Annotated in this window: 20 protein-coding genes; 3 read left to right on the top strand and 17 right to left on the bottom strand. The window is 61.1% G+C overall.

What is annotated here, in order from left to right:
- Nucleotides 1–9 precede the first annotated feature (9 nt).
- The 3 genes from ACN0SO_RS15325 to ACN0SO_RS15315 all read right to left on the bottom strand — a co-directional run bounded on the left by ACN0SO_RS15325 (nt 10) and on the right by ACN0SO_RS15315 (nt 4,145).
- Nucleotides 10–1,890: an extracellular solute-binding protein gene (locus ACN0SO_RS15325; protein WP_417679214.1), complete on the bottom strand. Its 1,881-nt coding sequence runs from the start codon at nt 1,888–1,890 to the stop codon at nt 10–12.
- Between the two features lie 120 nt (nt 1,891–2,010).
- Entirely contained in the window at nt 2,011–3,405 is a 1,395-nt protein-coding gene (locus ACN0SO_RS15320) for a diguanylate cyclase (protein WP_417679212.1), read from the bottom strand.
- 188 nt (nt 3,406–3,593) lie between these two features.
- On the bottom strand, nt 3,594–4,145 hold the full coding sequence (locus ACN0SO_RS15315; protein WP_417679210.1) for a c-type cytochrome: 552 nt from the start codon (nt 4,143–4,145) through the stop codon (nt 3,594–3,596).
- Between the two features lie 446 nt (nt 4,146–4,591).
- Here ACN0SO_RS15315 and ACN0SO_RS15310 point away from each other — a divergent pair, with 446 nt between their 5' ends.
- From ACN0SO_RS15310 to ACN0SO_RS15300, 3 genes are read left to right on the top strand one after another with little or no spacing between them, the layout of a single operon-like run.
- The gene (locus ACN0SO_RS15310) at nt 4,592–5,329 is read left to right on the top strand and encodes a 3-deoxy-manno-octulosonate cytidylyltransferase (protein WP_417679208.1); all 738 of its coding nucleotides are present in this window, start codon (nt 4,592–4,594) and stop codon (nt 5,327–5,329) included.
- A gap of 13 nt (nt 5,330–5,342) precedes the next feature.
- A complete protein-coding gene (locus ACN0SO_RS15305) occupies nt 5,343–6,233 on the top strand; it encodes a prephenate dehydratase (protein WP_417679206.1) in 891 nt (296 codons plus the stop codon).
- 43 nt (nt 6,234–6,276) lie between these two features.
- On the top strand, nt 6,277–7,278 hold the full coding sequence (locus tag ACN0SO_RS15300; protein ID WP_417679204.1) for an adenosine kinase: 1,002 nt from the start codon (nt 6,277–6,279) through the stop codon (nt 7,276–7,278).
- A 74-nt stretch (nt 7,279–7,352) separates the two neighbouring features.
- Here the strand turns inward: ACN0SO_RS15300 and ACN0SO_RS15295 are convergent, their stop codons facing one another.
- The 14 genes from ACN0SO_RS15295 to lnt all read right to left on the bottom strand — a co-directional run bounded on the left by ACN0SO_RS15295 (nt 7,353) and on the right by lnt (nt 23,480).
- A complete protein-coding gene (locus ACN0SO_RS15295) occupies nt 7,353–7,973 on the bottom strand; it encodes a 2,3-bisphosphoglycerate-dependent phosphoglycerate mutase (protein ID WP_417679202.1) in 621 nt (206 codons plus the stop codon).
- A gap of 33 nt (nt 7,974–8,006) precedes the next feature.
- On the bottom strand, nt 8,007–8,819 hold the full coding sequence (dapB, locus tag ACN0SO_RS15290) for a 4-hydroxy-tetrahydrodipicolinate reductase (RefSeq protein WP_417679200.1): 813 nt from the start codon (nt 8,817–8,819) through the stop codon (nt 8,007–8,009).
- Nucleotides 8,820–8,961: 142 nt separating this feature from the next.
- Nucleotides 8,962–11,082, bottom strand: a complete 2,121-nt coding sequence (pnp, locus tag ACN0SO_RS15285; protein WP_417679198.1) for a polyribonucleotide nucleotidyltransferase — start codon at nt 11,080–11,082, stop codon at nt 8,962–8,964.
- A gap of 234 nt (nt 11,083–11,316) precedes the next feature.
- Complete coding sequence (rpsO, locus tag ACN0SO_RS15280; protein WP_417679196.1) at nt 11,317–11,586, bottom strand: 30S ribosomal protein S15; 270 nt, start codon at nt 11,584–11,586, stop codon at nt 11,317–11,319.
- Between the two features lie 209 nt (nt 11,587–11,795).
- Nucleotides 11,796–12,737 (bottom strand): tRNA pseudouridine(55) synthase TruB, encoded by a 942-nt coding sequence (truB, locus tag ACN0SO_RS15275; RefSeq protein ID WP_417679194.1) that lies wholly within the window; start codon nt 12,735–12,737, stop codon nt 11,796–11,798.
- A 29-nt stretch (nt 12,738–12,766) separates the two neighbouring features.
- Complete coding sequence (gene rbfA / locus ACN0SO_RS15270; protein WP_417679192.1) at nt 12,767–13,171, bottom strand: 30S ribosome-binding factor RbfA; 405 nt, start codon at nt 13,169–13,171, stop codon at nt 12,767–12,769.
- A gap of 107 nt (nt 13,172–13,278) precedes the next feature.
- The gene (infB, locus tag ACN0SO_RS15265; protein WP_417679190.1) at nt 13,279–15,954 is read right to left on the bottom strand and encodes a translation initiation factor IF-2; all 2,676 of its coding nucleotides are present in this window, start codon (nt 15,952–15,954) and stop codon (nt 13,279–13,281) included.
- Between the two features lie 7 nt (nt 15,955–15,961).
- Nucleotides 15,962–16,615, bottom strand: coding sequence for an RNA-binding protein (locus ACN0SO_RS15260; RefSeq protein WP_417679188.1), 654 nt, complete (start codon nt 16,613–16,615; stop codon nt 15,962–15,964).
- Between the two features lie 37 nt (nt 16,616–16,652).
- Nucleotides 16,653–18,302 carry a transcription termination factor NusA gene (nusA, locus tag ACN0SO_RS15255; RefSeq protein WP_417679186.1) on the bottom strand — a complete coding sequence of 550 codons (1,650 nt, stop codon included), beginning with the start codon at nt 18,300–18,302 and terminating at the stop codon, nt 16,653–16,655.
- Between the two features lie 82 nt (nt 18,303–18,384).
- Nucleotides 18,385–18,972 carry a ribosome maturation factor RimP gene (gene rimP / locus ACN0SO_RS15250; RefSeq protein WP_417679184.1) on the bottom strand — a complete coding sequence of 196 codons (588 nt, stop codon included), beginning with the start codon at nt 18,970–18,972 and terminating at the stop codon, nt 18,385–18,387.
- A 233-nt stretch (nt 18,973–19,205) separates the two neighbouring features.
- A complete protein-coding gene (gene trmB / locus ACN0SO_RS15245) occupies nt 19,206–19,901 on the bottom strand; it encodes a tRNA (guanine(46)-N(7))-methyltransferase TrmB (RefSeq protein ID WP_417679182.1) in 696 nt (231 codons plus the stop codon).
- Between the two features lie 75 nt (nt 19,902–19,976).
- Nucleotides 19,977–21,149: a methionine adenosyltransferase gene (metK, locus tag ACN0SO_RS15240; RefSeq protein ID WP_417679180.1), complete on the bottom strand. Its 1,173-nt coding sequence runs from the start codon at nt 21,147–21,149 to the stop codon at nt 19,977–19,979.
- Nucleotides 21,150–21,261: 112 nt separating this feature from the next.
- Nucleotides 21,262–21,666 (bottom strand): helix-turn-helix domain-containing protein, encoded by a 405-nt coding sequence (locus ACN0SO_RS15235; protein WP_417679178.1) that lies wholly within the window; start codon nt 21,664–21,666, stop codon nt 21,262–21,264.
- Between the two features lie 191 nt (nt 21,667–21,857).
- Entirely contained in the window at nt 21,858–23,480 is a 1,623-nt protein-coding gene (gene lnt / locus ACN0SO_RS15230) for an apolipoprotein N-acyltransferase (protein ID WP_417679176.1), read from the bottom strand.
- Nucleotides 23,481–23,573 lie beyond the last annotated feature (93 nt).

Raw genomic sequence — 23,573 nt, 5'->3', positions numbered from 1 at the left:
TAAATTCCGTCACTTCGGCATCCCGGTCTTGGCGGCTTTGGCTTCGTCGTACCACCAGATGGTCGGAAAACCGGTCGTATATTCGGGAATATTATCCGGATGGCCGAACCGGTCCCATCGGGCTGTCCTGTCGATGTCTACGTACCATTGCGGGATCACGTAGTTGTGGAACATCAGGACACGGTCGAGCGCGTGGGTCGCGGCGACCAGTTCGTCCCGGTCGCTGGCATATATCACCTTATCGATCAACGCATCGACGCCGGGATCCTTGATGCCTGCGTAGTTCTGGGAACGCGGCAGGTCCGCGGACTCCGAGCCCCAATTGTCCCGCTGTTCGTTTCCGGGCGACAGGCTTTGGCCCCAGACCCAACCGATCATATCGAAATCCCGGCTGCGTATCCTATTGATATACTGAGGCGTATCCAAAACCCGCAGGGTCATGTCGATGCCGATAAGCTTGAGATCTTTCGCATAAGGCAAAACGTACTTTCCGGCGCTTGGGTCCTGCGCAATGAATTCGATTGTGAACGGCTCACCGGTCTTCGCATTGATCAGCTTTCGCCCGTCGAGCTTGTAACCGGCCTCGGACAACAGCTTGAGGGCCTCGCGCAGGTTGGCGCGAAGCTTTTTCGGATCGCCATTGACCGGGTTTTCGTACGGCTCGGTAAAGACCTCCGGCGGAATCAAATCCCGAACGCTCTCCAGAATTTCCAGCTCCCTGCCCTCGGGCAGGCCGGATTGTGCCAGCTCGGTTCCGGCAAAGAACGACGATATCCGCTTGTACTGATCGTAGAAGGCCGTGCGGTTGATGGATTCGAAGTCGAACGCCAGATTGAGTGCTCGTCTGACGCGTTCGTCCTGGAATTTTTCCCGGCGCAAGTTGGGAACGAAAGCCTGCATGCGTCCCGAGGCCTTGGACGGAAAGGTCTCCAGGATCACCTTTCCTTCCCTCACGGCCGGAAAATCATAGGCGGTTGCCCAGTTTTTCGCGATGTTTTCCGAGCGCCAGTCATATTGGTCGCCCTTGAACGCTTCCAGCGCCACGACGCTGTCCCGATAGGAATCAAAACGGATTTCGTCGAAATTGTTGGTGCCGATCCGAATGGGCAGGTCCTTGCCCCAATAGTCGTCCACCCGTTCGTAGGTGACCTGGCGGTTGAACTCGAAATCCTTGATCCGGTATGGACCCGATCCGAGAGGCGGTTCCTGCAAACCGCTGCCAATATCGCGTTTTTCGCCCTTGGCATTGGTGCCTTCCCACCAGTGCTTGGGCATCACGGTCAACTGGCCGACGATGTGCGGCAGCTCGCGGTTGTTCGCGCTGTCAAACTCGAACCGGACAATGTTGCCCGGTAAGGCTTTCGCGTTGACGACGTTATGATAGTAGAATTTCTGCCGCGGATTAAGTTCTACGGCTTTCTCAAAAGACCAGACGACGTCTTCGGCCGTGATCGGCACACCGTCATGCCAGCGCGCCTTCGGGTTGATCCGGTATTCGACCCAGGAGAAGTCGTCCGGATAGCGCAGCGCATCGGCAATCACGCCGTATTGAGCGCTGATATCGGCCTCATCGAAAGACGACTCCATCAGACTGTCATAGATCAGACCGGCGCCCGGTGCCGGGCTTCCCTTCGGCAGAATGATGTTGAAGGTATCGAAGCCGCCCATGTCCGACAGCCGCACCCGCCCGCCCTTGGGGGCATCCGGATTGACGTAGTCGAAGTGTTTGACATCCGGGCCGTATTTCGGCGTGCCGGTCAAGGCGGTCGCGTGATGCCATTCGGGCTCCGCCGCCTGAGCCAGTGTGGCCGCCAGGCCCATAGCCAGAACAGTGCAGCAGGCAAACATCCCCGCCCGTACGGTCCAGAACCACTGTTGCCTACCCGACATTCATTCCTCCGCAAGACTGATCATTTCCCGAAACGCGCCACATGCGGTGCCGGGTGCACAACCGGATACTAGGGAGCAACAGGGGCGCCGTCACCCGTTCTTGGCCAACATGACAGAAATTTAACCGGTCTGGGTCGCCAGAACGGCTTTCTGCTTCGCAACAGGGTGCCTTGTTTTCTGATTATACATGCGCGCGTCGGCGATCCGGAGCAGGTCCTCGATGGTGCGGGCATCCTTCGGATAGCTTGCAAAGCCGATGCTTGCCGACAGGCCGATCGTGGCTCCGGGAAGGATGAAATCCTGGCTTATCTGATCCATCAACCGGTTCAGGAAACCTTGACGCTCGTCCTCTTTCATCGCGCCGGACGCCAGGACGATGAATTCGTCGCCGCCCACCCGCGCGACCGTATCGGTCTGACGTGTCTCGATCTGCAGGCGGTGACCGACTTCCCTCAACACCTTGTCTCCGACCGCGTGACCGTAGCTGTCGTTGATCGGTTTGAAAGCATCCAGGTCCAGATAGAAGATCTCGAAGCCGGACCCGTTGCGATCGGAGATGGCGGCAAGCTGCTCCATGCGGTCTTCCAGAAGACGGCGGTTCGCCAACGCGGTCAAAGGATCACGCAGAGCCATGGCGCGAACCTTGGCGACTTCCTGAATCAGCAGGAACGCCATGGTCGATATGATCAGGGTAACGGCGATGCCCAGAATGCGGGTCATCCATACTTCCTTGCTGTCGGTTAACCAGCCGCCGACGGGATAGCTCAGGATTTCCCATTTGTTGTCGCCCGGGAGAACCAGCGGAAGACTGACAGCATCGCTGTGGACCAGTTCGCTGTCGCCGAAAATCAGGGTCGGTCCGGATGCGGACTGCCTGGACGATATGATCGCGAAGCGATAGCCATCGGCACGTTCGTTTAAGCCGGCGGCCTTGAACAGGGCGTTCTCATCGAGAACCAGGGTGGCAAGGCCCCAGTAGGGGCGTTCCGCGATCGGCTGTTTCGGATAAGCCGGTGGGAGTACGGGGACGCGGACCACCAGGTGGCGCTCCCCCTGAACCATCTCGACCGGACCGGACAGGATGCTGGACCGGCTTTCCATCGCCTTTTTGACCGACAGCCATTGTCCCGGGACCAGGCGGTAATCCAGCCCGACAGCGGCCTCGTTGCCTTCAAAGGGATAGATGAATTTGACGACATTGTCCGGTGCAAGACCCAATGATCGGATAAAGGGAACATCGTCGATCAGCTCGGAACCGAATTTGGAAAACTCATCCTGGGTCAGTTCGTCCTGGATGACATAGCCCCTGAGCCCCTTGCCCAAAGATATCGCCGCACCGACCTGTCCTTCAAGGCGTGTGCGCGCTTCGGACAGCTTGGCCAGCGCCTTTTGCTGATGCTGCGCGGCGATGATGTCCTCGACCAGACCGGCAACATGGGAGGTTATCAAAAAACCGCCGATGAGGCTGAAAACCGCTACGGTCACCGCCACCCAAAACCCCTTCGGATGGGGCATGGTAAACATCCGGGCGGTTTTCACTCCCATAGACGCATCAGCCTTTCGCTCGACGGATCCTCACTTTACGTAACGATAGAATTGCCTAGAAACGTTAAAAATTATTTCAGACAAAACAAAGAAAGCCGCGCATTCAAAGCGCGGCTTTCCAATCTGAACTCGGCGTAAAGCCTTGTATTGCGGAATGATTATTCCGCAGGAAGCGGAACCGGATTCGACGCCTGTTCGCGCATATAGGCGATCAGGTCCGCCCGGTCTTCCGGTTTGCGCAGGCCGGCAAAGCCCATCGCGGTGCCGCTGATATAATCTTTCGGCTTGGCCAGGAAATGATCCAGCGCCTCAAAGGTCCACGCATCATGCTCTTCGCCGAAGGCTGTCATAGCCGCGGAATAACTGAAGCCCTCGTGCGCGGCGGGCTTGCGGCCAACCACGTCCCAAAGCGCCGGGCCGACCTTGTTGGCGCCGCCTTCTTCCACCGTGTGGCAAGCCGCGCATTTCTTGAAGACCTTTTCGCCGGCTTCGGCCGACGCTGCGGCAAGCCGTTCGCTGATCGGCGCCACTTCCGGCACGGCTTCTGCCGAAGGAGTTGAATCCGCTTCGCCGGAGACAACGATTTCATATCCGGGCTTACCCGGAATCGTCGGCTCGAAAATGACATCAGATACAATTCCGACACCCATTGTCAGAAGAAGAACCATCAAAACCGCACCAGCGATCTTGTTAAGCGTGAAGGAATCCATTCTCTCCGGCTCCAAGCTAAGACGCGTCCTGATCCGTAACATCAATTACGAACCCATTTCAGCTTTAAATTTGTGCGGAACCTACAAATTTTTTGACCTCGCTGTCCATAGGTATCAGAGGTCTCGGCCAAAACTTTCGGATGAAGTACATGGGAAAAGTCGGCTGAGGCCATGTTCCGGCGTGTATTTCATGCCTGTCCGATGCCTTGCGCCGGCCGACACGCGGGCGTGGACAGGAAGACAACGTGGGTGCGAGAGGATCATCGCGCCACATTATTCGGCGTCGGCGTCCTCCTGATCCGGGCAATTCGAAAGATTGCATTTCGGCGCCCGTCGGGACCCGGCCCTGCCCGCGAAAGCGGCTTGACCATGGCGCCGGCTATGCTCTACGCGTCTTTCACCGGCATAAAGATCGTAAAAATGCGGGCTGAAGCGGAGAAGCGTCCTTGAATTCTGCACTTGTTATTATTCCTGCACGGCTGGGGGCAACCCGTCTGCCGCGCAAGCCGCTGGCGGACATTTGCGGCAAACCCATGATCGTTCGGGTTCTGGAGCAGGCACAGAATGCCGCCATCGGGCCGGTCGTTGTCGCCTGCGACGATCCCGAGATCGCCGCGGCCGTAAAGGCGCACGGCGGCGAGGCGGTCATGACGAGGGCCGACCACGAATCCGGATCCGACCGGATCCATGAGGCCGCCAACCTGGTCGATCCCACCAGCGAGCATGACGTCATTCTCAATCTGCAGGGAGACGTCCCGCTGATCGAGCCGGCCGCGCTGCGCGCCGCTTTCAGCCCTCTTGCGGACGAGGCCGTCGATATCGGCACCATCATGACCGAAATCCGGGAAGACCGTTTCCGCAACGACCCGAGCTTCGTGAAGGCGGTGACGACGCTCACCCACACCGGCACCAATCGCGCGCTCTATTTCACCCGCGCGACCGCGCCAAGCGGTCCCGGCCCCGTTTACCAGCACATCGGCGTCTATGCCTATCGCCGGGCCGCGCTGGAACGTTTCGTGTCCCTGCCGCCCTCTCCGCTGGAGCTCCGGGAAAAGCTGGAACAGCTGCGCGCACTGGAAGCCGGCATGCGTATCGATGTATCGATCATTGACAGCGCGCCCATGGACGTTAACACACCAGAGGATCTGGAACGGGCAAGAGAGGCCGTCGCGGCCGGGGTCTGAAAGAAAGAAGCAAATGTCTGATCGCAAGAAAATCGTGTTCCAGGGCGAAGTGGGAGCCAATTCCCACACGGCCTGCCGCAATGTCTACCCCGATTACGAAGCCATTCCCTGCGCGACCTTCGAAGACTGCTTTGCCGCCATCGAGAACGGCGAGGCCGATCTCGGCATGATCCCGGTGGAAAATTCTGTGGCCGGACGGGTTGCCGATATCCATCATCTTCTGCCGCGCTCCAGCCTGAATATCATCGGCGAATACTTCCTGCCGATCCGGTTTCAGCTCATGGCGCCGAAAGGCGCCAAGATCGACGATCTGAAGACCGTTCAGAGCCACGTCATGGCCCTGGGACAATGCCGGAAGGTGATCCGCGAGCTGGGCCTCGCGCCGGTGATCGGCGCCGATACGGCCGGTTCCGCGCGCCAGATTGCGGAACGCAACGACCTGAGCGCGGCAGCCCTTGCCCCCGAAATGGCGGCGGACATCTATGGCCTCGACATCCTGCGCCATAACGTGGAAGACGCCGACTACAACACGACGCGGTTTCTGATCCTGTCCAGAGAGAAACTGGTCGCGGCCAATACCGGCCAGCCCATCATTTCGACCTTCATCTTCCGTGTCCGCAACGTGCCGGCGGCGCTCTACAAGGCGCTCGGCGGCTTTGCGACGAACGGCGTGAACATGACCAAGCTGGAATCCTACCAGCTCGAAGGCCAGTTCTTCGCTTCCATGTTTTATGCAGACATCGAAGGCCATCCGGACGACAAGTCCGTCACGCTGGCGCTTGAGGAACTGAAATTCTTCTGCGCCGAGTTCAAGATGCTCGGCGTTTACTGCGCGAGTCCGTTCCGGGAAAAAATCCGGGAACCGGAAGCGAACCGGGCCCTCAGGCCCAGTCCCCAGATCTGAACCGATCCGGGGCCGTCATCAATCCAATAACAGAAAGCTGCTCATGACCGATATCCGTTTTGATGCCCTGTGCATCGGCAACGCCATTTGTGATGTTTTTGCCCACGTGGAAGACGACTTCCTTGTCCGGGAAGACCTCATCAAGGGCTCCATGCGCCTGATCGACACGGACGAAGCGGTGCGGCTCTATGACAAGATGGGCCAGACGGTGCGGGTGTCCGGTGGCAGCGCCGGAAACACGGCGGCCGGCATCGCGTCCCTCGGCGGAACACCTGCCTTTTTCGGGAAGGTTGCCGCCGACGAACTCGGCGACAGCTATGCGCACGACATGAAGGGGACCGGCGTCCACTTCGAGACCCCGCGACTTAACGGCAGCACGCCGACGGCCCGGTCGATGATCCTGATCACGCCGGACGGCGAGCGCACCATGAACACCTACCTGGGCGCCTGTACCGAATTCGGCCCCGCAGACGTGGATCCGGACGTGGTCGCGGCTTCCGCCATCACCTACATGGAAGGCTATCTCTGGGACCCGGAAGAAGCCAAGAAAGCGTTTCTGGAAGCGGCGAAGATCGCCCACGCCAACGATCGCAAGGTCGGGATCACCTTGTCCGATTCCTTCTGTGTCGATCGCTACCGCGCCGAATTCACGGGGCTTCTGCGCGACGGCGTCGTTGACGTGATGTTCGCCAACGAGCACGAAATCAAGGCGCTCTACGAGACCGCCGATCTCGACACGGCCATTGCGGCGGCCCGCGAGAGCGGCGCGATGACGGCGCTCACCCTGGGCGAAAACGGCGCTATGGCGATCACCCGGGAGGAAACCATCAAGGTCACCGCGCAGAAGGTTGACGAGGTGGTGGATCTGACCGGCGCCGGCGACCTGTTCGCCTCCGGTTTCCTGTTCGGCCTGGCGCGCGACTACGATCTCAAGTCGGCCGCGGAACTCGGCTGCCTGTGTGCGGCGAACGTGATCGGCCACGTGGGCGCCCGCCCGGAAACGGCCCTGAAGCAGATCGCCGGCCAGGCCGGTTTCGAAGTCTGATCAGGCCGCAGGCGGCCAAAACAAATGAGGCGGCCCATTGGGCCGCCTCACCACATTCCATCAGCCAAGCCCCCTCAGGCGGCCAGATCTTCCACGCTGATAACTTCCCCGTCCTCATTGAGGCGGTAGATGATTGGCGTGCCGGTGCCGAGTTCCCGTTTCAGGATCTGTTCCGGGGTAAGTTTTTCCAGTTCCATGATCAGAGCGCGCAGAGAGTTGCCGTGCGCGGCGACGATGGTGCGCTTGCCTTGAAGGACGCGCGGCAGGATTTCTGTGCGATAGTAGGGCAGAACCCGCTCGGCGGTCATTTTCAGGCTCTCGCCGCCCGGTGGCGGAACATCGAAGGACCGGCGCCAGATGTGGACCTGGTCCTCGCCGAATTCCTTGCGCGCCTCGTCCTTGTTCATGCCGGTCAGATCGCCGTAATCGCGTTCGTTCAGCGCCTGGTCCTTGATCGTCTCCAGACCGGTCTGTCCCAGTTCCGCGAGGATCAGGTCCAGCGTCTTCTGCGCGCGGCTCAGGTCGGAGGTGAAGGCGATGTCGAACGTCAGCTTCAGGTCGCGCAGTTGCTCACCGGCCTTCTTGGCTTCCTCGATGCCCTTTTCGGTAAGACCGGGATCTTTCCAGCCGGTGAAAAGGTTCTTCAAATTCCATTCGCTTTGACCGTGGCGAACGAGCACCAAGAGGCGATCCATGGTCAGGTCTCCTGTCTGTCGGGAAGTAGGGGATCAGTCGTTAAGACCGAGCACGTCGGCCATTGAATAAAAACCCGGTTTTTTGTCGAAGCCCCAAAGGGCGGCCTTGACCGCGCCGCGGGCGAAAAGCTGTCTGTCCTCGGCGCGGTGGGTGAGTTCGATCCGCTCGCCCTCGCCGGCGAAAATCACCGAATGCTCGCCGATGACCGAGCCGCCGCGCAGGGTCGCAAAGCCGATGTCTCCTGCCCTGCGCGCGCCGGTGATACCGTCACGGGAGCGGACGGAATGATCGGCAAGATCGATACCGCGTCCGCCGGCTGCGGCTTCGCCCAGCAGCAGGGCCGTTCCGGAAGGCGCGTCGACCTTGTGCTTGTGGTGCATTTCCAGGACTTCTATGTCGAAATCCGCATCGAGGGCCCGCGCCGCCTTTTTCACAAGGGCCGCGAGCAGATTGACGCCGAGGCTCATGTTGCCGGACTTGACGATGCGCGCGTGGCGGGAAGCCGCGTGAAGCGGCGCATCTTCCCCGTCGGCCCAGCCGGTGGTGCCGATCACATGGACGATCCGCGCCTGGGCGGCAAGTTCGGCAAAGGACAGGGACGCGGCCGGGGCGGTGAAATCCAGAACCCCGTCGCTGGCCGCAAAAGCCGTCAGCGGATCGTCGGTCACCGGAACCTCCAGTGTGCCGACGCCTGCGAGCTCGCCCGCATCCTGGCCCAGGAACTCGGATCCCGGACGCTCGATCGCGGCGGTCACCCGTGCTCCTTCGGCCTCGCAAACGGCGCGGACCAGGGCCCGTCCCATCCGGCCGGCGGCCCCTACGACGACAAGGCGCATTTCACTCATGCTTCACCTCTCATGCCTGTTCGGCTTGGGGTATAGCAGCTTCGCAAGGGGACGCAACACGGCTGGTGCATAAACGAAAAACGGGGCGGGAACCACCGGTTCCCACCCCGCCTGAATTTGCCCGAGAATTCCGGGAAGACGCTTAGTCTTCTTCCTTCTCGATTTCCTTGCCGGTCTCCTGGTCGACGACCTTCATGGACAGGCGCACCTTGCCGCGCTCGTCGAAGCCCATCAGCTTGACCCAGACCTTGTCGCCTTCCTTGACCACGTCGGTGACCTTGGCAACCTTGCGCGGAGCGAGCTGGGAGATGTGGACCAGACCGTCCTTGGCGCCGAAGAAGTTCACGAACGCGCCGAAGTCGACGCATTTCACGACCGTGCCTTCGTAGATCATGCCCACTTCCGGCTCGGCGGCAATGGAGTTGATCCAGTTGACGGCCGCCTTGATCGCCTTGCCGTCGGCGGATGCGATCTTGACCGTGCCGTCGTCCTCGATGTTCACCTTGGCGCCGGTCTTTTCCACGATTTCGCGGATGACCTTGCCGCCCGAACCGATGACTTCGCGGATCTTGTCGACCGGGATCTTCATCACTTCGATGCGCGGCGCATGTTCGCCCAGTTCGGCGCGGGCTTCGGTGATGGCATTTGCCATTTCGCCGAGGATATGCACGCGGCCATCCTTCGCCTGGCCGAGAGCGACCTTCATGATCTCCTCGGTGATGCCCTGGATCTTGATGTCCATCTGCAGCGACGTGATGCCGTTGGCGGAACCGGCCACCTTGAAGTCCATGTCGCCGAGATGATCCTCGTCACCGAGAATGTCGGACAGAACCGCAAAACGGTCGCCTTCCTTGATCAGGCCCATGGCGATACCGGCAACCGGCGCCTTCAGCGGCACGCCTGCATCCATGAGGGCCAGCGAGGTGCCGCAGACCGTTGCCATGGAGGACGACCCGTTGGATTCCGTCACTTCCGAGACAACACGCAGGGTGTACGGGAAATCGTGATGGGCCGGCAGCATCGGGTTGATGGCACGCCAGGCCAGCTTGCCGTGGCCGATTTCGCGGCGTCCGGGAGAGCCCATGCGGCCTGCTTCACCGACCGAGTAAGGCGGGAAGTTGTAATGCAGCATGAAATGGGACTTGTAGGTGCCTTCCAGCGCGTCGACGTACTGCTCGTCTTCACCGGTGCCAAGGGTGGCAACCGCCAGGGCCTGGGTTTCACCGCGGGTGAAGAGTGCGGACCCGTGGGCCCGGGACAGAATGCCGACTTCGGAGGAAATCGCACGGACCGTCGAAAGGTCACGGCCATCGATACGCGAGCCGGTGTCGAGGATGGCGCCGCGGACGATTTCGGCTTCCAGCTTCTTGAACTCGCCGCCGAGAACCGTTGCTTCGGGAGCGTCGTCGCCGCCATTGGTGATCAGCGCTTCGACAACCTTGGCCTTGACCGCGTCAACCGCGTTCTTGCGTTCGGTCTTCGCCGTGATGGCGTAAGCCGCCTTCAGTTCGTCTGCCGCCATGCCCTTGATCTGCTCGTAGAGAGCGGAATGATCGGGCATGGAGAATTCGCGCGGCTCCTTGGCAGCGGCTTCGGCCAGCTTGATGACGGCATCGATTACCGGCTGGAAGCCGCGGTGGCCGAACATCACTGCGCCGAGCATGGTGTCTTCATCGAGTTCCTTGGCTTCGGACTCGACCATCAGGACCGCGTCGGCCGTCCCGGCGACGACCAGATCCAGAGAGGATTCCGGCATGTCGTCGACGAGCGGGTTCAAAACATACTCGCCGTTGATGAGGCCGACGCGCGCGCCGCCGATCGGGCCCATGAAGGGCACGCCGGAAAGCGTCAGCGCTGCGGACGACGCAACCATCGCCAGGATGTCCGGAGCGTTTTCCATGTCGTGGGAAAGCACGGTGATGACGACCTGGGTCTCGTTCTTGTAGCCGTCGGCGAACAGCGGACGGATCGGACGGTCGATCAGGCGCGAGGTCAGGGTCTCGTGCTCGGACGGACGGCCTTCACGCTTGAAGTAGCCACCCGGGATCTTGCCGGCGGCGAAGGCCTTTTCCTGGTAGTTCACGGTCAGCGGGAAGAAATCCTGACCCGGCTTCGGCTGCTTGGCGGAAACGACCGTCGCCAGAACCTTGGTTTCGCCATAGGACGCCATCACGGCGCCATCGGCCTGACGGGCAACCTTGCCCGTTTCGAGGACGAGAGGACGACCGCCCCACTCGACTTCTACACGATGAATATCAAACATCATCTTTCCTTACAGCTTTGTCCGTCTGCGCAGACATTCCTTCAGTTGCGCAAGGACATATCATCGGTCGGCCCCGTACGGGCCGGTTACCGATCGGACAAGCCACGGGCAAGACGACAAGCTGCTCTCGACTTCGAAAGCGGCCGGCAATCCTGCCCCATGACCGTCACGAGACTTCCTATAGTCAAACGCGGCGGGCAAATCCACCCGCCGCGTTCGTTTGAACCTTGGTTCTTAGCGGCGAACGCCAAGACGCTGGATCAGGGACTGGTAGCGCTCTTCGCTCTTGCCCTTGACGTAGTCAAGCAGCGAGCGGCGCGAGGCCACCATCTTCAGGAGACCGCGGCGGGAATGGTTGTCCTTGCCGTGGGTCTTGAAGTGTTCCGTCAGATTATTGATCCGTTCGGTAAGAATTGCGACCTGGACTTCCGGAGAACCGGTATCGCCTTCCTTGGTGGCATATTCTTTCATCAACTCAGCTTTACGCTCAGCAGTAATCGACATCGCTCTTTCCTTTCAAAGATGCGGCCGGGAAACCCGGCGTTTCGGGAGTGCCGGAAACCCGGCCCGATCCGCACCGTCACCAGAGCCGAGATGTCGGTCAGCAAAGGTTGGTACGGACGGATTGAGCCCAAGGGCCCAATGGCGGCGATATATGGCGGAAAAAGCCCGCCATTACCAGTTCTTTTTATGGAGCCTCGCGGCCGTGGTTTTCAAAGATTGAACACCCGGCTCGGCTGGAAGCGGCCCTTGTCGATGGCTCCGAGCGCGACCGGCACGCCGGCATGGCTGGCGAAAGCCGCCTCGCAGGCGAGCGGCGCGGACCGGCCGCGCAACAAGACCGCCATGCCCTTGCGGATCTTGGCCGCGTCTTCCAGGGAGACGGGAACCTCTTCCAGATTGTCCATCGCCTCGCGGACGGGCAGGATGAACTCCTCCACCAGCGCCTCGATGCCCTGGCCCTCTTCCAGCTCTTCGGCCGCCTCGGCCAGCTCGTCGAGGGTCACCATGTCCTCTTCGCCGAAGGGGCCGACCAGCAACCGGCGCAGATCGGTGACATGGCCGCGGCTGCCGAGACGCCGGCCCATGTCGCGGGCAAGCGCACGCACGTAGGTCCCCTTGCCGCATTCGGCCTCGAAGACGGCCCTGTTTGCGTCGGGGCAGTCCACCAGGTCCAGGCGGTGGACATCGATCGGACGGGCTTCGAGCTCGACCGTCTCGCCTTCGCGGGCAAGATCGTAGGCCCGCTCGCCATCGACCTTAATGGCGGAAAAAGCCGGCGGCACCTGCATGATGGTGCCGGTGAAGTCGGCAAGAACCGCGTGGATGGCATCCGCATCGGGGCGTACATCGGAGGTCGCCACGACCTCGCCTTCCGTATCGTCGGTGTTGGTTTCCGCGCCCCAGGTGACTTCGAAGCGGTAGATCTTGCGGCCGTCCATGACGAAGGACACCGTCTTGGTCGCTTCGCCAAACGCCAGTGGCAGGCAGCCGGTGGCGCGAGGGTCCAGCGTGCCGGCATGGCCGACCTTCTGCGGATGCAGGATGCGCTTGATCTTGCCGAGCGCATCGTTGGAGGTGATGCCATAGGGCTTGTCGAGAACAAGCCAGCCGTTGATGGCGTTCCGGTTCTTGCGTGCCTTTTGCCGCGCCATATCCGTTCCGTTGAATTAAGTGTAGGCGTTCAGTCGCCGTCGTGATCCAGGTCGCGCGCCACAGTCGGCGAATGCAGCAGGGTCTCGATCCGGTCGTCGTCGTCGAACCGGGTGTCGAGCACGAAGCGCAGTTCGGGCATGTACTTCATGGTCAGCCGGCGCGACACCAGACCGCGCAGGTATTTTGCGGAGTGGTTAAGCGCCTTTTCAATCTTCTGGCCCTCACTGCCGCCGAGCGGCATGACCAGGCAGGTTGCAAGCCGCAGGTCCGGCGTCATGCGCACTTCCGGAACGGTGACGATGACGCCTTCCAGTTCCGGGTCCGAGAGTTCGCCGCGGGTCAGAATATCGGACAGTTCCTTGCGGACCAGTTCTCCGACGCGCAACTGGCGCTGAGACGGTCCCTTCGGTCCATGCCCATGATGTCTCGACATTGGTTCGTTCCTTGCCGGCTACCAGCCGGCGACAGCTTTCAAATAGAAGACGCCGGCGTAATCGTACTTGATCACGCCGGCGTCCGATTTCCGATGCGGCGGGGCGCTTAAAGCGTCCTGGCGATCTCCTCGACACGGAAACATTCGATGATGTCCCCGGGGCGCATGTCCTGGTAATTGACGAAGTTCATGCCGCATTCCTGACCGGATTCGACCGACTTGACCTCGTCCTTGAAGCGCTTGAGCGTTCCAAGCTGGCCTTCGTGGATGACGACGTCGTCGCGAATGAGGCGAACATTGGCGCCGCGTTCCACGACCCCTTCGGTGACCAGACAGCCTGCGACCTTGCCGACCTTGGAAATGTGGAAGATTTCCTTGATCTCCGCATTGCCCAGGAAGGTTTCCCGCCGCTCCGGCGACAGAAGCCCGGACATGGCCGCTTTGATGTCATCCACCAGGTCGTAGATGATGTTGTAGTAGCGGATCTCGATGCCTTCGCGGGCCGCCGCTTCGCGGGCCTGCTTGTTGGCACGCACGTTGAAGCCGATGATCGGCGCCTTGGACGCGGTTGCCAGGGTGACATCGCTTTCGGTGATCCCGCCGACACCTGCGAGCAGGATGCGCGCCGCGACTTCGTCGGTGCCGAGTTCGTTGAGCGCATGGGAGATCGCTTCGACCGAACCCTGCACGTCGCCCTTGAGTACCAGCGGGAATTCCTTTTTGCCGGTTTCCTGCAGGCGGTTCATCATCTGCTCGAGCGAACCGCGGGCGCCGGACGCAAGGACCGAGGCCTTTTCGCGGATCTGGCGCTGACGATAGTCGACGATCTCACGGGCGCGGGCTTCGTTCTCGACCACGGCGACCATGTCGCCGGCTTCCGGCGTACCCTGGAACCCGAGAACCTCGACCGGCTTGGACGGGCCGGCTTCGGCCACCTGGTTGCCGTCCTCGTCGAGCATGGCGCGCACGCGACCCCATTCGGCACCGGCGACAAGGATGTCACCCGGACGCAGGGTACCTTTCTGGACCAGAACGGTCGCAACCGGGCCGCGGCCGCGGTCGAGCTGGGCTTCGACCACGATACCCTCGGCCTTGCGATCCGGATTGGCCTTCAGTTCGAGAACTTCGGACTGAAGCAGGATCATTTCCAGAAGCTTGTCGAGATTCGTGCCCTTGAGTGCCGACACTTCAACGTCGATAACGTCACCGCCCATGGATTCCACGACGATTTCGTCCTGCAGAAGCTCTGTGCGCACCCGGTTCGGATCGGCGCCGACCTTGTCGATCTTGTTGATCGCGACGATGATCGGTGCATCGGCCGCCTTGGCGTGGGCAATGGCTTCCTTGGTCTGCGGCATGACACCGTCGTCGGCGGCCACCACCAGGATCACGATATCGGTCGACTTCGCACCACGGGCACGCATCTGCGAGAACGCGGCGTGGCCCGGAGTATCGATGAAGGTGATCTTGTTGCCGTCCTGCTCCACCTGATAGGCGCCGATATGCTGGGTGATGCCGCCGGCTTCCCCGGTAACCACCTTGGAATTGCGGATCGCATCCAGCAACGACGTCTTGCCGTGGTCGACGTGACCCATGATGGTCACGACCGGCGGCCGCTGCTTCATGGTCTCAGAGGCGTCCTCTGTTGAGAACAGGCCTTCCTCGACATCGGCTTCCGACACGCGCTTGACCGTGTGGCCCATTTCGACCGCGATCAGTTCCGCCGTATCGGCATCGATGACGTCGTTGATCTTCATCATCTGACCCTGCTTCATGAGAAGCTTGATCACATCGACGGCGCGCTCGGCCATACGGTTGGCGAGTTCCTGGATCGTGATGGCTTCCGGCAGGATCACTTCACGCATGATCTTCTCGCGGACCACCTGCTGGCTGCCGCGCTTTTCCTTTTCACGGCGACGGCGTAGCGAAGCGAGCGAGCGCGAACGCTGCTCGTCGGATCCCCCGGTCGCTGCAGAAATCGTAAGCTTGGACCGGCGGCGATCATCGCCACTGCGCGGCCGGGCCGGAGTCGGAGCCGGCTTCTGGCGCTTGACGGCACGCAGTCCGCCCTTGCCGCGATCATCGTCGCTGCTTTCTTCTTCCGTACGGGCGGGACGGGCTCCAGCCGGACGGTCGGTGCGTGCCGGACGCGCCTCGTCCTTGCCTTCGGCCGGCTGGGCGGCTTCGGACGCTGCAGCAGCGGACCGGGCGGGCGCCTCGGCAGGCTTGTCGGCCCCGGTGCGGGCTTCCTCGGCAGCCTTTTCGGCTGCAAGGCGGGCTTCTTCTTCCTCGCGCTTCTTGCGCTCTTCTTCCTCGACCTTGCGCCGGGCCTCTTCCTCTACCTTGCGGCGGGCTTCTTCCTCGGCGCGCCGCTTGGCGTCTTCCGCGGCCTGCTTGCGCTCCTCGACCTCACGGACCTGGGCCATCTTGAGCGCGGCAGCGCGCGCTTCGGCCTCTTCCTTGGTGAGGGAACGCAGAACATTGCCGCCCTTCGGGCGCTGACCGCCACGGCGGGGTGCCTGGGGCGCCTCCGGAGCCGGCTTGGCGCGCGGAGCTTCCGGCGCTTCGTCGGGGCGCTTCGCCACGGGTGCGGACTGCTCGGCCTTCGGCTCCTGGCCGGGCACCACAACGCGACGCTTCTTCTTCTCGACGACGACCGCCTTCGTCCGGCCATGGGAGAACGACTGCCGAACAGTTCCCTGATCGCCACCACTCCGCTTGAGGCCGAGCGTCTTGCGCTCAACGCTGATTGTCTTGTCGCCTGGGTTTTTCGTATCGCTCATATTGCCTTCAGTCCTGCGCAACCGCACTGCCTGGGTTGCCTTGTTCGTCTGCGGCGGAATTCGACCGGAATGCTTCCAGTTCGCGCACTCGCGACAGGAAGTTTTCGCTCGCCGGACCCGCAAGCAGTGCAGCATGTATCACATTTGACCGACCCAATGCCAAATCCAATTGAGTCGAATCGAACAAACGGACGACGGAAAGCCCGTTTACTGTGTCAAATCGGCTGGCGGCCACCGCCGTCAGCTTGCGAATTCCATCCTCGGCTGCGTCCGAGGCATGAATGAGCCCTGCGACCTCGTCGCGCCGCAGAGCCGCTTCTACTTTCGAAAAACCGGTTATCAGCTCACCGGCCTTGCGGGTCATGGACAACGCCTGCAGGGCGTTCTTTTCCATGAGAGCGTCTAACTGCTCCGCAAGCCCCGGTTCAACGCGGGCTTCACATTTGAAGCCCCTGCCGAAAACCCGTTTCTTCTCTTTTTCCGCGGCACGAACGACGTCCTGCGCCGCGGTAATCCAGACGCCCCGTCCGGGAAGTCTGCGTTTCAGATCCGGCACCACCCGGCCTTCCGGGTCGAGAACAAACCGTATCAAACGATCCACCGGAAGTACCTTGCGGCTCACGGCACATTGCCGTTCCGTCGGTTCGTTCTTTTTTGGCACCCACTCTCTCCGGCCGGATTGCCTGCGATCGGCTTGTTCAGCCGTTCAGAATTGCACCCGCAGGTGCCGTTTCGGTTTCTGCCTCTTCGATTTCCTCGGCGTCTTCCACCTCGGCTTCAGCCGACATTGCGGCCAGTTCTTCCTCGGTGACCCAGCCGGCGGCAACGCGCGCAGCCATCACCATGGCCTCGGCTTCGGCCCGCGACAGATCCATTCCGCTCAAGGAGCCCTCGAACCGCTTGGTTTCTCCATCCTTGCGCTCGGTCCAGCCGACCAGATCGTCTGCCGCGCAGCCTGCAAGGTCTTCCATGGTCTTGATGTCGTCCTTGCCGAGAGCGACCATCATCGCCGTGGTCATGCCGTCGATGGACCGCAGATCGTCGGAAACGCCGAGTTCGATGCGTTTCTTGTCCAGGTTCGCTTCCAGCTCTTCCAGATAATCGCGGGCACGGGCCTGGATCTCTTCCGCCGTTTCCTCGTCGAAACCCTCGATCATGGCGATTTCGTCCAGATCGACATAGGCCACTTCCTCCACGGAGGTAAAGCCTTCGGTCGCCAGCAACTGGCCAACCATCTCGTCGACGTTGAGAGCATCCATGAACAGCTGCGAGCGTTCCTGGAATTCCTTCTGGCGGCGCTCGGATTCTTCCTGCTCGGTCATGATGTCGATGGCCCAGCCGGTCAGCTGGGACGCCAGACGCACGTTCTGGCCGCGACGGCCGATGGCGAGCGACAGCTGTTCGTCAGGAACGACCACTTCGATGCGTTCCGCGTCTTCGTCAAGAACGACCTTGGCGACTTCGGCGGGCTGGAGGGCGTTGACGATAAAGGTCGCCGGATCCTCGTTCCACGGAATGATGTCGATCTTTTCGCCCTGCAGTTCGCCGACCACGGCCTGCACGCGGCTACCACGCATACCCACACAGGCACCGACCGGATCGATCGAGCTGTCCTTGGAGATCACGGCGATCTTCGCGCGCGATCCCGGATCGCGGGCAACGGACTTGATCTCGATGACGCCGTCGTAGATTTCCGGCACTTCCTGGGCAAACAGCTTTGCCATGAACTGCGGATGGGTCCGCGACAGGAAGATCTGCGGACCGCGCTGTTCGCGGCGCACGTCGTAGATATAGGCGCGAATACGATCGCCGGTGCGGAAGGCTTCGCGCGGGATCAGTTCGTCGCGGCGGACGATACCCTCGCCACGGCCGAGATCGACGATCACGTTGCCGTATTCGGCGCGTTTGACCACGCCGTTGACGACTTCGCCGACACGGTCCTTGAACTCCTCGTACTGGCGGTCACGCTCGGCTTCGCGCACCTTCTGCACGATCACCTGCTTGGCGGACTGCGCCGCGATACGGCCGAAATCGAGCGGCGGCAGCGGCTCGGCAATGAAGTCGCCGAGATTTGCTTCCGGATTGCGGGCGCGCGCATCGTCGAGGGAGATTTCGGTCGAAACGTTTTCGACTGCTTCAACGACCTGCAGGAGACGCTGGAGACGGATTTCACCGGTCTTGGCATTGATCTCGGCACGCACTTCCGTCTCGGTACCGTAGCGGGACCGGGCAGCCTTCTGGATCGCATCCTCCATCGCCGTGATGACGATGTTGCGGTCAATCGACTTTTCCCTGGCAACCGCGTCGGCGATTTGCAGCAATTCCAGCCGGTTCGCGCTGATAGCCATTCAATCCACTCCTCTTGCACGTCTCATTTTCCGCATGACGCGCTTTTGTTTAGTCGGAAGCCCCAATGCGCAGGGCACTTCCTCAGTTGGCCTTGCTTTCAGTTTCCATCTGCGCGCCCCGCGCGGCCAAAGCCGCCTTTTCCGCTTTCAGCGCAGCAGTAATCAGATCATCCGTCAGAACCAGCTTGGCTTCGCCGATGTCTTCCAGAGGCAGTTCGAAAGTATCCTGTTCGTCCTTGCGCACATCCGCCAGGCGGACCAGCGCCGCTCCGTCCTTCACGCCCAGCAGCGTGCCGCGGAACCGTTTGCGGCCGTCGAGCATCACCGCGAGCTCGATCTTGACTTCATGGCCGGCCCAACGCTCGAAATCGCCGGCACGGACAAGCGGCCGGTCGATCCCCGGAGACGAGATTTCCAGGTGGTAGGCCCGGTTGATCGGGTCTTCCACATCGAGTGCCGGCGAAACGGCCCGGCTGATGGTCTCGCAGTCCTCGACGGTCATGGTTCCGTCCGGGCGTTCCGCCATGATCTGCAGCGTGCAGCCGTTGGCCGCGCTGATCATGGTGCGCACGAGACGATAGCCGAGATCCTCGATTACCGGCTCCACAATAGCGGCCACACGGGCATCCAGTCCCTGCTCCGTTATGATTCTCGCTTCGTTTGCGCTCACGCCCTACTCCTGCAACATCCCGTCATTCCACGAAGAACCGGGATCGAAACCGGCGCCTGGCGCGCATGCGCAGCCTTCCGCCGATCAGTCTCATCGAGCCCTGTATGCAAAAAAGAGCGGGTCCCCTGCGGGCCCACTCTCAATACCGCCATATGAGCCGTTTGAGGTGAAACAGCGACTGTATACAGTCAAACAACAGCAAAACGCAAGGGCTAACCGGTTCCCGACAGCTTTTAGGTGGTGCCTGTCCGCCGGAAAGTCAAATAGCGCGGCACCCGTCCTTCGCGCAGGGCCTTGGCCTCATAGCGCGTGCCGGGCCAGCCGGCCCAGGGCCTGCGCCAGTCGTCGGCGCATTCCGCCGTCCACTCGAAGGCCGGATGATCGTGGCAATGGCGCAGGGTCCAGTCCACGTAGGTATCGATGTCGCTTGCGAAGCGGAATTCGGTGCCCGGCTTCAAGACCCTGGCATACCGGTCCAGGTTCGCCGCATTGACGAAGCGGCGTTTCCAGTGACGCTTCTTGGGCCAGGGATCCGGGTAGAGCTGATAGGCAAGATCAAGAGACGCTTCCGGGAGCCAGTCGAGCACATCGACGGCGTCGTCGGCATGGAGCCGGATGTTCTCAATGCCCTCGTCCACGATCGCAGTGACCGCCTTCGCCATGCTGCCGATGAAGGGCTCCACGCCGATGAAACCGATGTCCGGATTTTCGCGCGCGCGGTGCAGGAGGTGTTCGCCGCCGCCGAAACCCACTTCCAGCCAGACTTCGCGCACCGGCACCGTAAACAAGCGACAGAGCGTGTCCGGCGCCGGGGCGGTCAGGTCCAGGCCCAGACGGGGCAGCTCGTTTTCCATCAGCGCGCTACGCTTGGGGCTGAGCGGCTTTCCCTTGCGGCGGCCGAAAAAGGCGCCTTCGTATCGATCGGTCATGGTTTGGCATATATGGCTCCGCCGGCCCCCAGGAGGCCGGCGGAGCACTTTCCATCTTTGTCGTCAGGTCAGCGATCAGCCTACAACGGTCTTCAGGGCGTCGACCAGATCGGTCTTTTCCCAGGAGAACCCGCCATCGGCATCCGGATCACGACCGAAGTGGCCGTAAGCCGCGGTGCGCTCGTAGATCGGATTGTTGAGCTTCAGGTGCTCGCGGATGCGGCGCGGGGTGAGCCCCATGACTTCGCGCAGTCCCTTTTCGAGCTTGGCTTCGTCGCAGTTGCCGGTTCCGTGCAGGTCGACATACACCGACAGCGGGTCGGCAACGCCGATCGCGTAGGACAGCTGGATGGTGCACTTCTCGGCCAGATCGGCGGCGACGACGTTCTTTGCAAGATAACGCGCCGCATAGGCAGCCGACCGGTCGACCTTGGTCGGATCCTTGCCGGAGAAGGCGCCGCCGCCATGCGGGGCCGCACCGCCGTAGGTGTCGACGATGATCTTGCGACCGGTCAGGCCGCAGTCGCCGTCCGGACCGCCGATGACGAAGGCGCCGGTCGGATTGACGTGCCATTGGGTACCGTCGGTGATCCAGCCGGCCGGCAACGTTTCACGGATATAAGGCTCGACGACCTTGCGCACATCTTCGGACGTCATGGTCGCGTCGAGGTGCTGGGTCGACAGCACGATGGAGGTGACTTCCATCGGCTTGCCGTTTTCATAACGGACGGTGACCTGGCTCTTTGCATCCGGGCCCAGAACGCCTGCGTTGCCGAACTTGCGGGCTTCGGCAAGGGTCTTGAGGATCTTGTGGGAATACAGGATCGGGGCCGGCATCAGTTCCGGCGTCTCACGGCAGGCGTAACCGAACATGATGCCCTGGTCGCCCGCGCCCTCGTCCTTGTTGTCCGCCGCATCGACGCCCTGCGCGATATGGGCGGACTGGGCATGCAGGTGAACCGCGACGTCGCAGGTCTCCCAATGGAAACCTTCCTGTTCGTAACCGATATCCTTCACCGCCATGCGTGCCAGATGCGCGATATAATCCTTGGTGATCGTGTTCGGACCACGGGTTTCGCCAGCGATCACGATGCGGTTTGTCGTCGCCAGCGTTTCGCAGGCAACACGCGCTTCGGGCATTTCGCTCAGATATGCATCGACTACGGCATCGGAGATACGATCGCAGACTTTGTCCGGATGTCCTTCCGACACGGATTCAGAGGTGAAGAGATAATCTTGACGGGCCATTGGCTATCGTCCTTCTGGGAATGAATATGATTGAAGCGGCGAATGAACTCGCCGCTTCAATGCGCATCAATCCTGAAAGTTCTTCCCCGCGTCAAGCGCGAAGCCGCATTTCTTAGTCGTCACCGGCCAAAGAACGGACCAGATCCACAATTCTACGGCGCACTTTCGGGTCCTCGATGCGGACGAAGGCCTTGTTGAGAGACAGACCCTCGGAAGAAGAAAGGAAATCGACCACATAGGATGTGGGCTGAGATTCGCCAAAGCCCTCGGCTTCGTCCGGCGTACCCGGCGCATCTTCAAAGAAGAACGCAACAGGCACTTTCAAAATCGTCGCGATGTGCTGCAGACGGCTTGCGCCGATCCGGTTCGTGCCTTTTTCGTATTTCTGAATCTGCTGGAAGGTGATGCCTAAAGCTTCTCCAAGCTTTTCCTGGCTCATCCCAAGCATCATGCGCCGAAGCCGAACCCGGCTTCCAACATGAATATCAATCGGATTTGGTGCCTTTTTGCTGGGCATGGGTCTTTGGTCTTTCTTATTTATTGGCTGAATTCCGCCAAGTTCTCCAATTGAATCGGATGAACAAGCACCTACCCCCGCGTACCTGATCAACTTGATCCCGACACAACAAGCACGCTTCACCGCGCTCCGTCATCCGAAGCAATGTCACGGTTGTATCACAGGGTATTCACATTCCCCAAGCAGAAAAATCAATTTTTACGCGAACCCGGGTTGTATCGATGTTTTGAAAGTAAAACAAAACTTAAAATTGAGAATACCGCAAAGATCACGTCGCCGTACCCTGCGTAAATTGTCATGGGTAAACGTTCCGGCAATCTGCTGTCGATCACGCCCCGCGTCAAAAGAGGCAGCGCGTCGAGCACCCGCCCTTTCGCGTCGATAACCGCCGATATTCCGGTGTTTGCCGCCCTTACGAGCGGAAGGCCCTGCTCGATTGCCCGCATCCGGGCCTGGGCGAAATGCTGATACGGCCCCGTCGTATCTCCGAACCAGGCGTCGTTCGTTACATTCAGCAAAAACCCCGGGCGGACATCGGAAGCGCCCGCGAAATCCGGGAAGATTGCCTCGTAGCAGACCAGCGGCAGAAACGACGGGGCCGCCTGCGGCAGCATGACGCGGTGGCGCAGGCCCGCATGAAACGTCCCCGGCACGTCCACGAGCTGTTCCAGTCCCAGACGCTGGAGAAGGGACCGCAAAGGCAGATACTCGCCGAACGGAACCAGATGGACCTTGTCGTAGACATCCTGAACCTCGCCGTCCGTATCGATCAGATAGACGCTGTTGTAGTAGGCCGGCCCGTCGCTGGACCGCTCGAACCGGATCGCACCGGTGATCAGCGTTGTTTGCGGCGGAAGCGACTGCGAAATCCGGTAGAGCGCTCCCGGCTCATGGGTCAGGAGAAAGGGAACGGCGGACTCGGGCCAGATAATCAGCCGTTCGTGGCCGACGCGTGCGGTTCCGCCAAGCGGTTTGTGGGTGAGGTCCAGATAGGTATCGAAGATCCAGTCCTTGTTTTCCGGCACCCACTTTTCCGTCTGGGCAATGGACGGCTGAACGACACGCACGTCCACATCGCTGAAACCTGGGTCCTCAACAAGATCGAGGCGAATGAAACCGAAAACAGCCGTACCCGCGAGCAATACGAGAGACGCCGCCAGGCCGGCAAGACGAGCGCGCAGGGGCTTGTGATCGGCCAGAACCGCCGGCAAGGCAAAGATCAGGACGGCCAGAAAGCTCAAGCCGTAGATACCGATCAGGCTTGCGGATTGGGCCAGAACCAGAGGCTTGGAGAACGCGTAGCCGAACAGATTCCAGGGAAAACCCGTGAGCACATGGCCTCGCACCCAGTCGGCGAGAGACAGGAACAGCGCCAGCGCCAGAACCCGGCTCCAGCGATCGGTCCAGAACAGCGCGGCAAAGGCGGTCCCGGCCGCGGTGAAGAGCGCAAGGCCCACGGGCATGGCCAGAACCGCAAAGGGCATCATCCAGGCAAACCGGTCGGCTTCGACAAGGAAGGCGCTGCCGATCCACCACAGACCGGCCAGGAAGTATCCGAACCCGAACCACCAGCCGATGGAAAACCCGGATGCGACCCGCCTCAAGGCAGATTGCCGGGTCCCGGTTTCAATTGCCCCGTCCAGAAGCCAGACGAGAGCGGGAAACGTTACGAACAGCAGGGGAAACCAGCCGAAGGGCGGGAGCGCGAATGCGGATACGCCGCCCGCGGCGAAAGCCAGGCCACGTCTGCGCCACCCCCAGGCAAGCAGGCAGGCGTTGGATACCGCCATCAAAGCCCCAAGGCTACGCTCCATCGCTTTCAGTTCCCGGCCGAATCGCTATGCACCCGAGCTTTGCGCCGCGCGCAAACCGGGGTCAAGTCCCGGAGTGGAACGCGGTTATTCGCG

The organism is Roseibium sp., from assembly GCF_048260565.1.
In the GTDB taxonomy this organism is placed as follows: Bacteria; Pseudomonadota; Alphaproteobacteria; order Rhizobiales; family Stappiaceae; genus Roseibium.
Note: the sequence above shows the minus strand (reverse complement) of the source record. Positions and strands in the feature narration are given on the sequence as shown.

Excerpts from the sequence above, each read along its gene's own strand:
- ACN0SO_RS15315 (WP_417679210.1), bottom strand. The coding sequence starts at position 4,145 with ATGGATTCCTTCACGCTTAACAAGATCGCTGGTGCGGTTTTGATGGTT.
- ACN0SO_RS15320 (WP_417679212.1), bottom strand. The coding sequence starts at position 3,405 with ATGCCCCATCCGAAGGGGTTTTGGGTGGCGGTGACCGTAGCGGTTTTC.
- ACN0SO_RS15300 (WP_417679204.1), top strand. The coding sequence starts at position 6,277 with ATGACCGATATCCGTTTTGATGCCCTGTGCATCGGCAACGCCATTTGT.
- rpsO (WP_417679196.1), bottom strand. The coding sequence starts at position 11,586 with ATGTCGATTACTGCTGAGCGTAAAGCTGAGTTGATGAAAGAATATGCC.
- truB (WP_417679194.1), bottom strand. The coding sequence starts at position 12,737 with ATGGCGCGGCAAAAGGCACGCAAGAACCGGAACGCCATCAACGGCTGG.
- rbfA (WP_417679192.1), bottom strand. The coding sequence starts at position 13,171 with ATGTCGAGACATCATGGGCATGGACCGAAGGGACCGTCTCAGCGCCAG.
- trmB (WP_417679182.1), bottom strand. The coding sequence starts at position 19,901 with ATGACCGATCGATACGAAGGCGCCTTTTTCGGCCGCCGCAAGGGAAAG.
- ACN0SO_RS15325 (WP_417679214.1), bottom strand. The coding sequence starts at position 1,890 with ATGTCGGGTAGGCAACAGTGGTTCTGGACCGTACGGGCGGGGATGTTT.
- dapB (WP_417679200.1), bottom strand. The coding sequence starts at position 8,819 with ATGAGTGAAATGCGCCTTGTCGTCGTAGGGGCCGCCGGCCGGATGGGA.
- infB (WP_417679190.1), bottom strand. The coding sequence starts at position 15,954 with ATGAGCGATACGAAAAACCCAGGCGACAAGACAATCAGCGTTGAGCGC.
- pnp (WP_417679198.1), bottom strand. The coding sequence starts at position 11,082 with ATGTTTGATATTCATCGTGTAGAAGTCGAGTGGGGCGGTCGTCCTCTC.
- ACN0SO_RS15305 (WP_417679206.1), top strand. The coding sequence starts at position 5,343 with ATGTCTGATCGCAAGAAAATCGTGTTCCAGGGCGAAGTGGGAGCCAAT.
- ACN0SO_RS15235 (WP_417679178.1), bottom strand. The coding sequence starts at position 21,666 with ATGCCCAGCAAAAAGGCACCAAATCCGATTGATATTCATGTTGGAAGC.
- metK (WP_417679180.1), bottom strand. The coding sequence starts at position 21,149 with ATGGCCCGTCAAGATTATCTCTTCACCTCTGAATCCGTGTCGGAAGGA.
- ACN0SO_RS15295 (WP_417679202.1), bottom strand. The coding sequence starts at position 7,973 with ATGGATCGCCTCTTGGTGCTCGTTCGCCACGGTCAAAGCGAATGGAAT.
- nusA (WP_417679186.1), bottom strand. The coding sequence starts at position 18,302 with ATGGCTATCAGCGCGAACCGGCTGGAATTGCTGCAAATCGCCGACGCG.
- lnt (WP_417679176.1), bottom strand. The coding sequence starts at position 23,480 with ATGGAGCGTAGCCTTGGGGCTTTGATGGCGGTATCCAACGCCTGCCTG.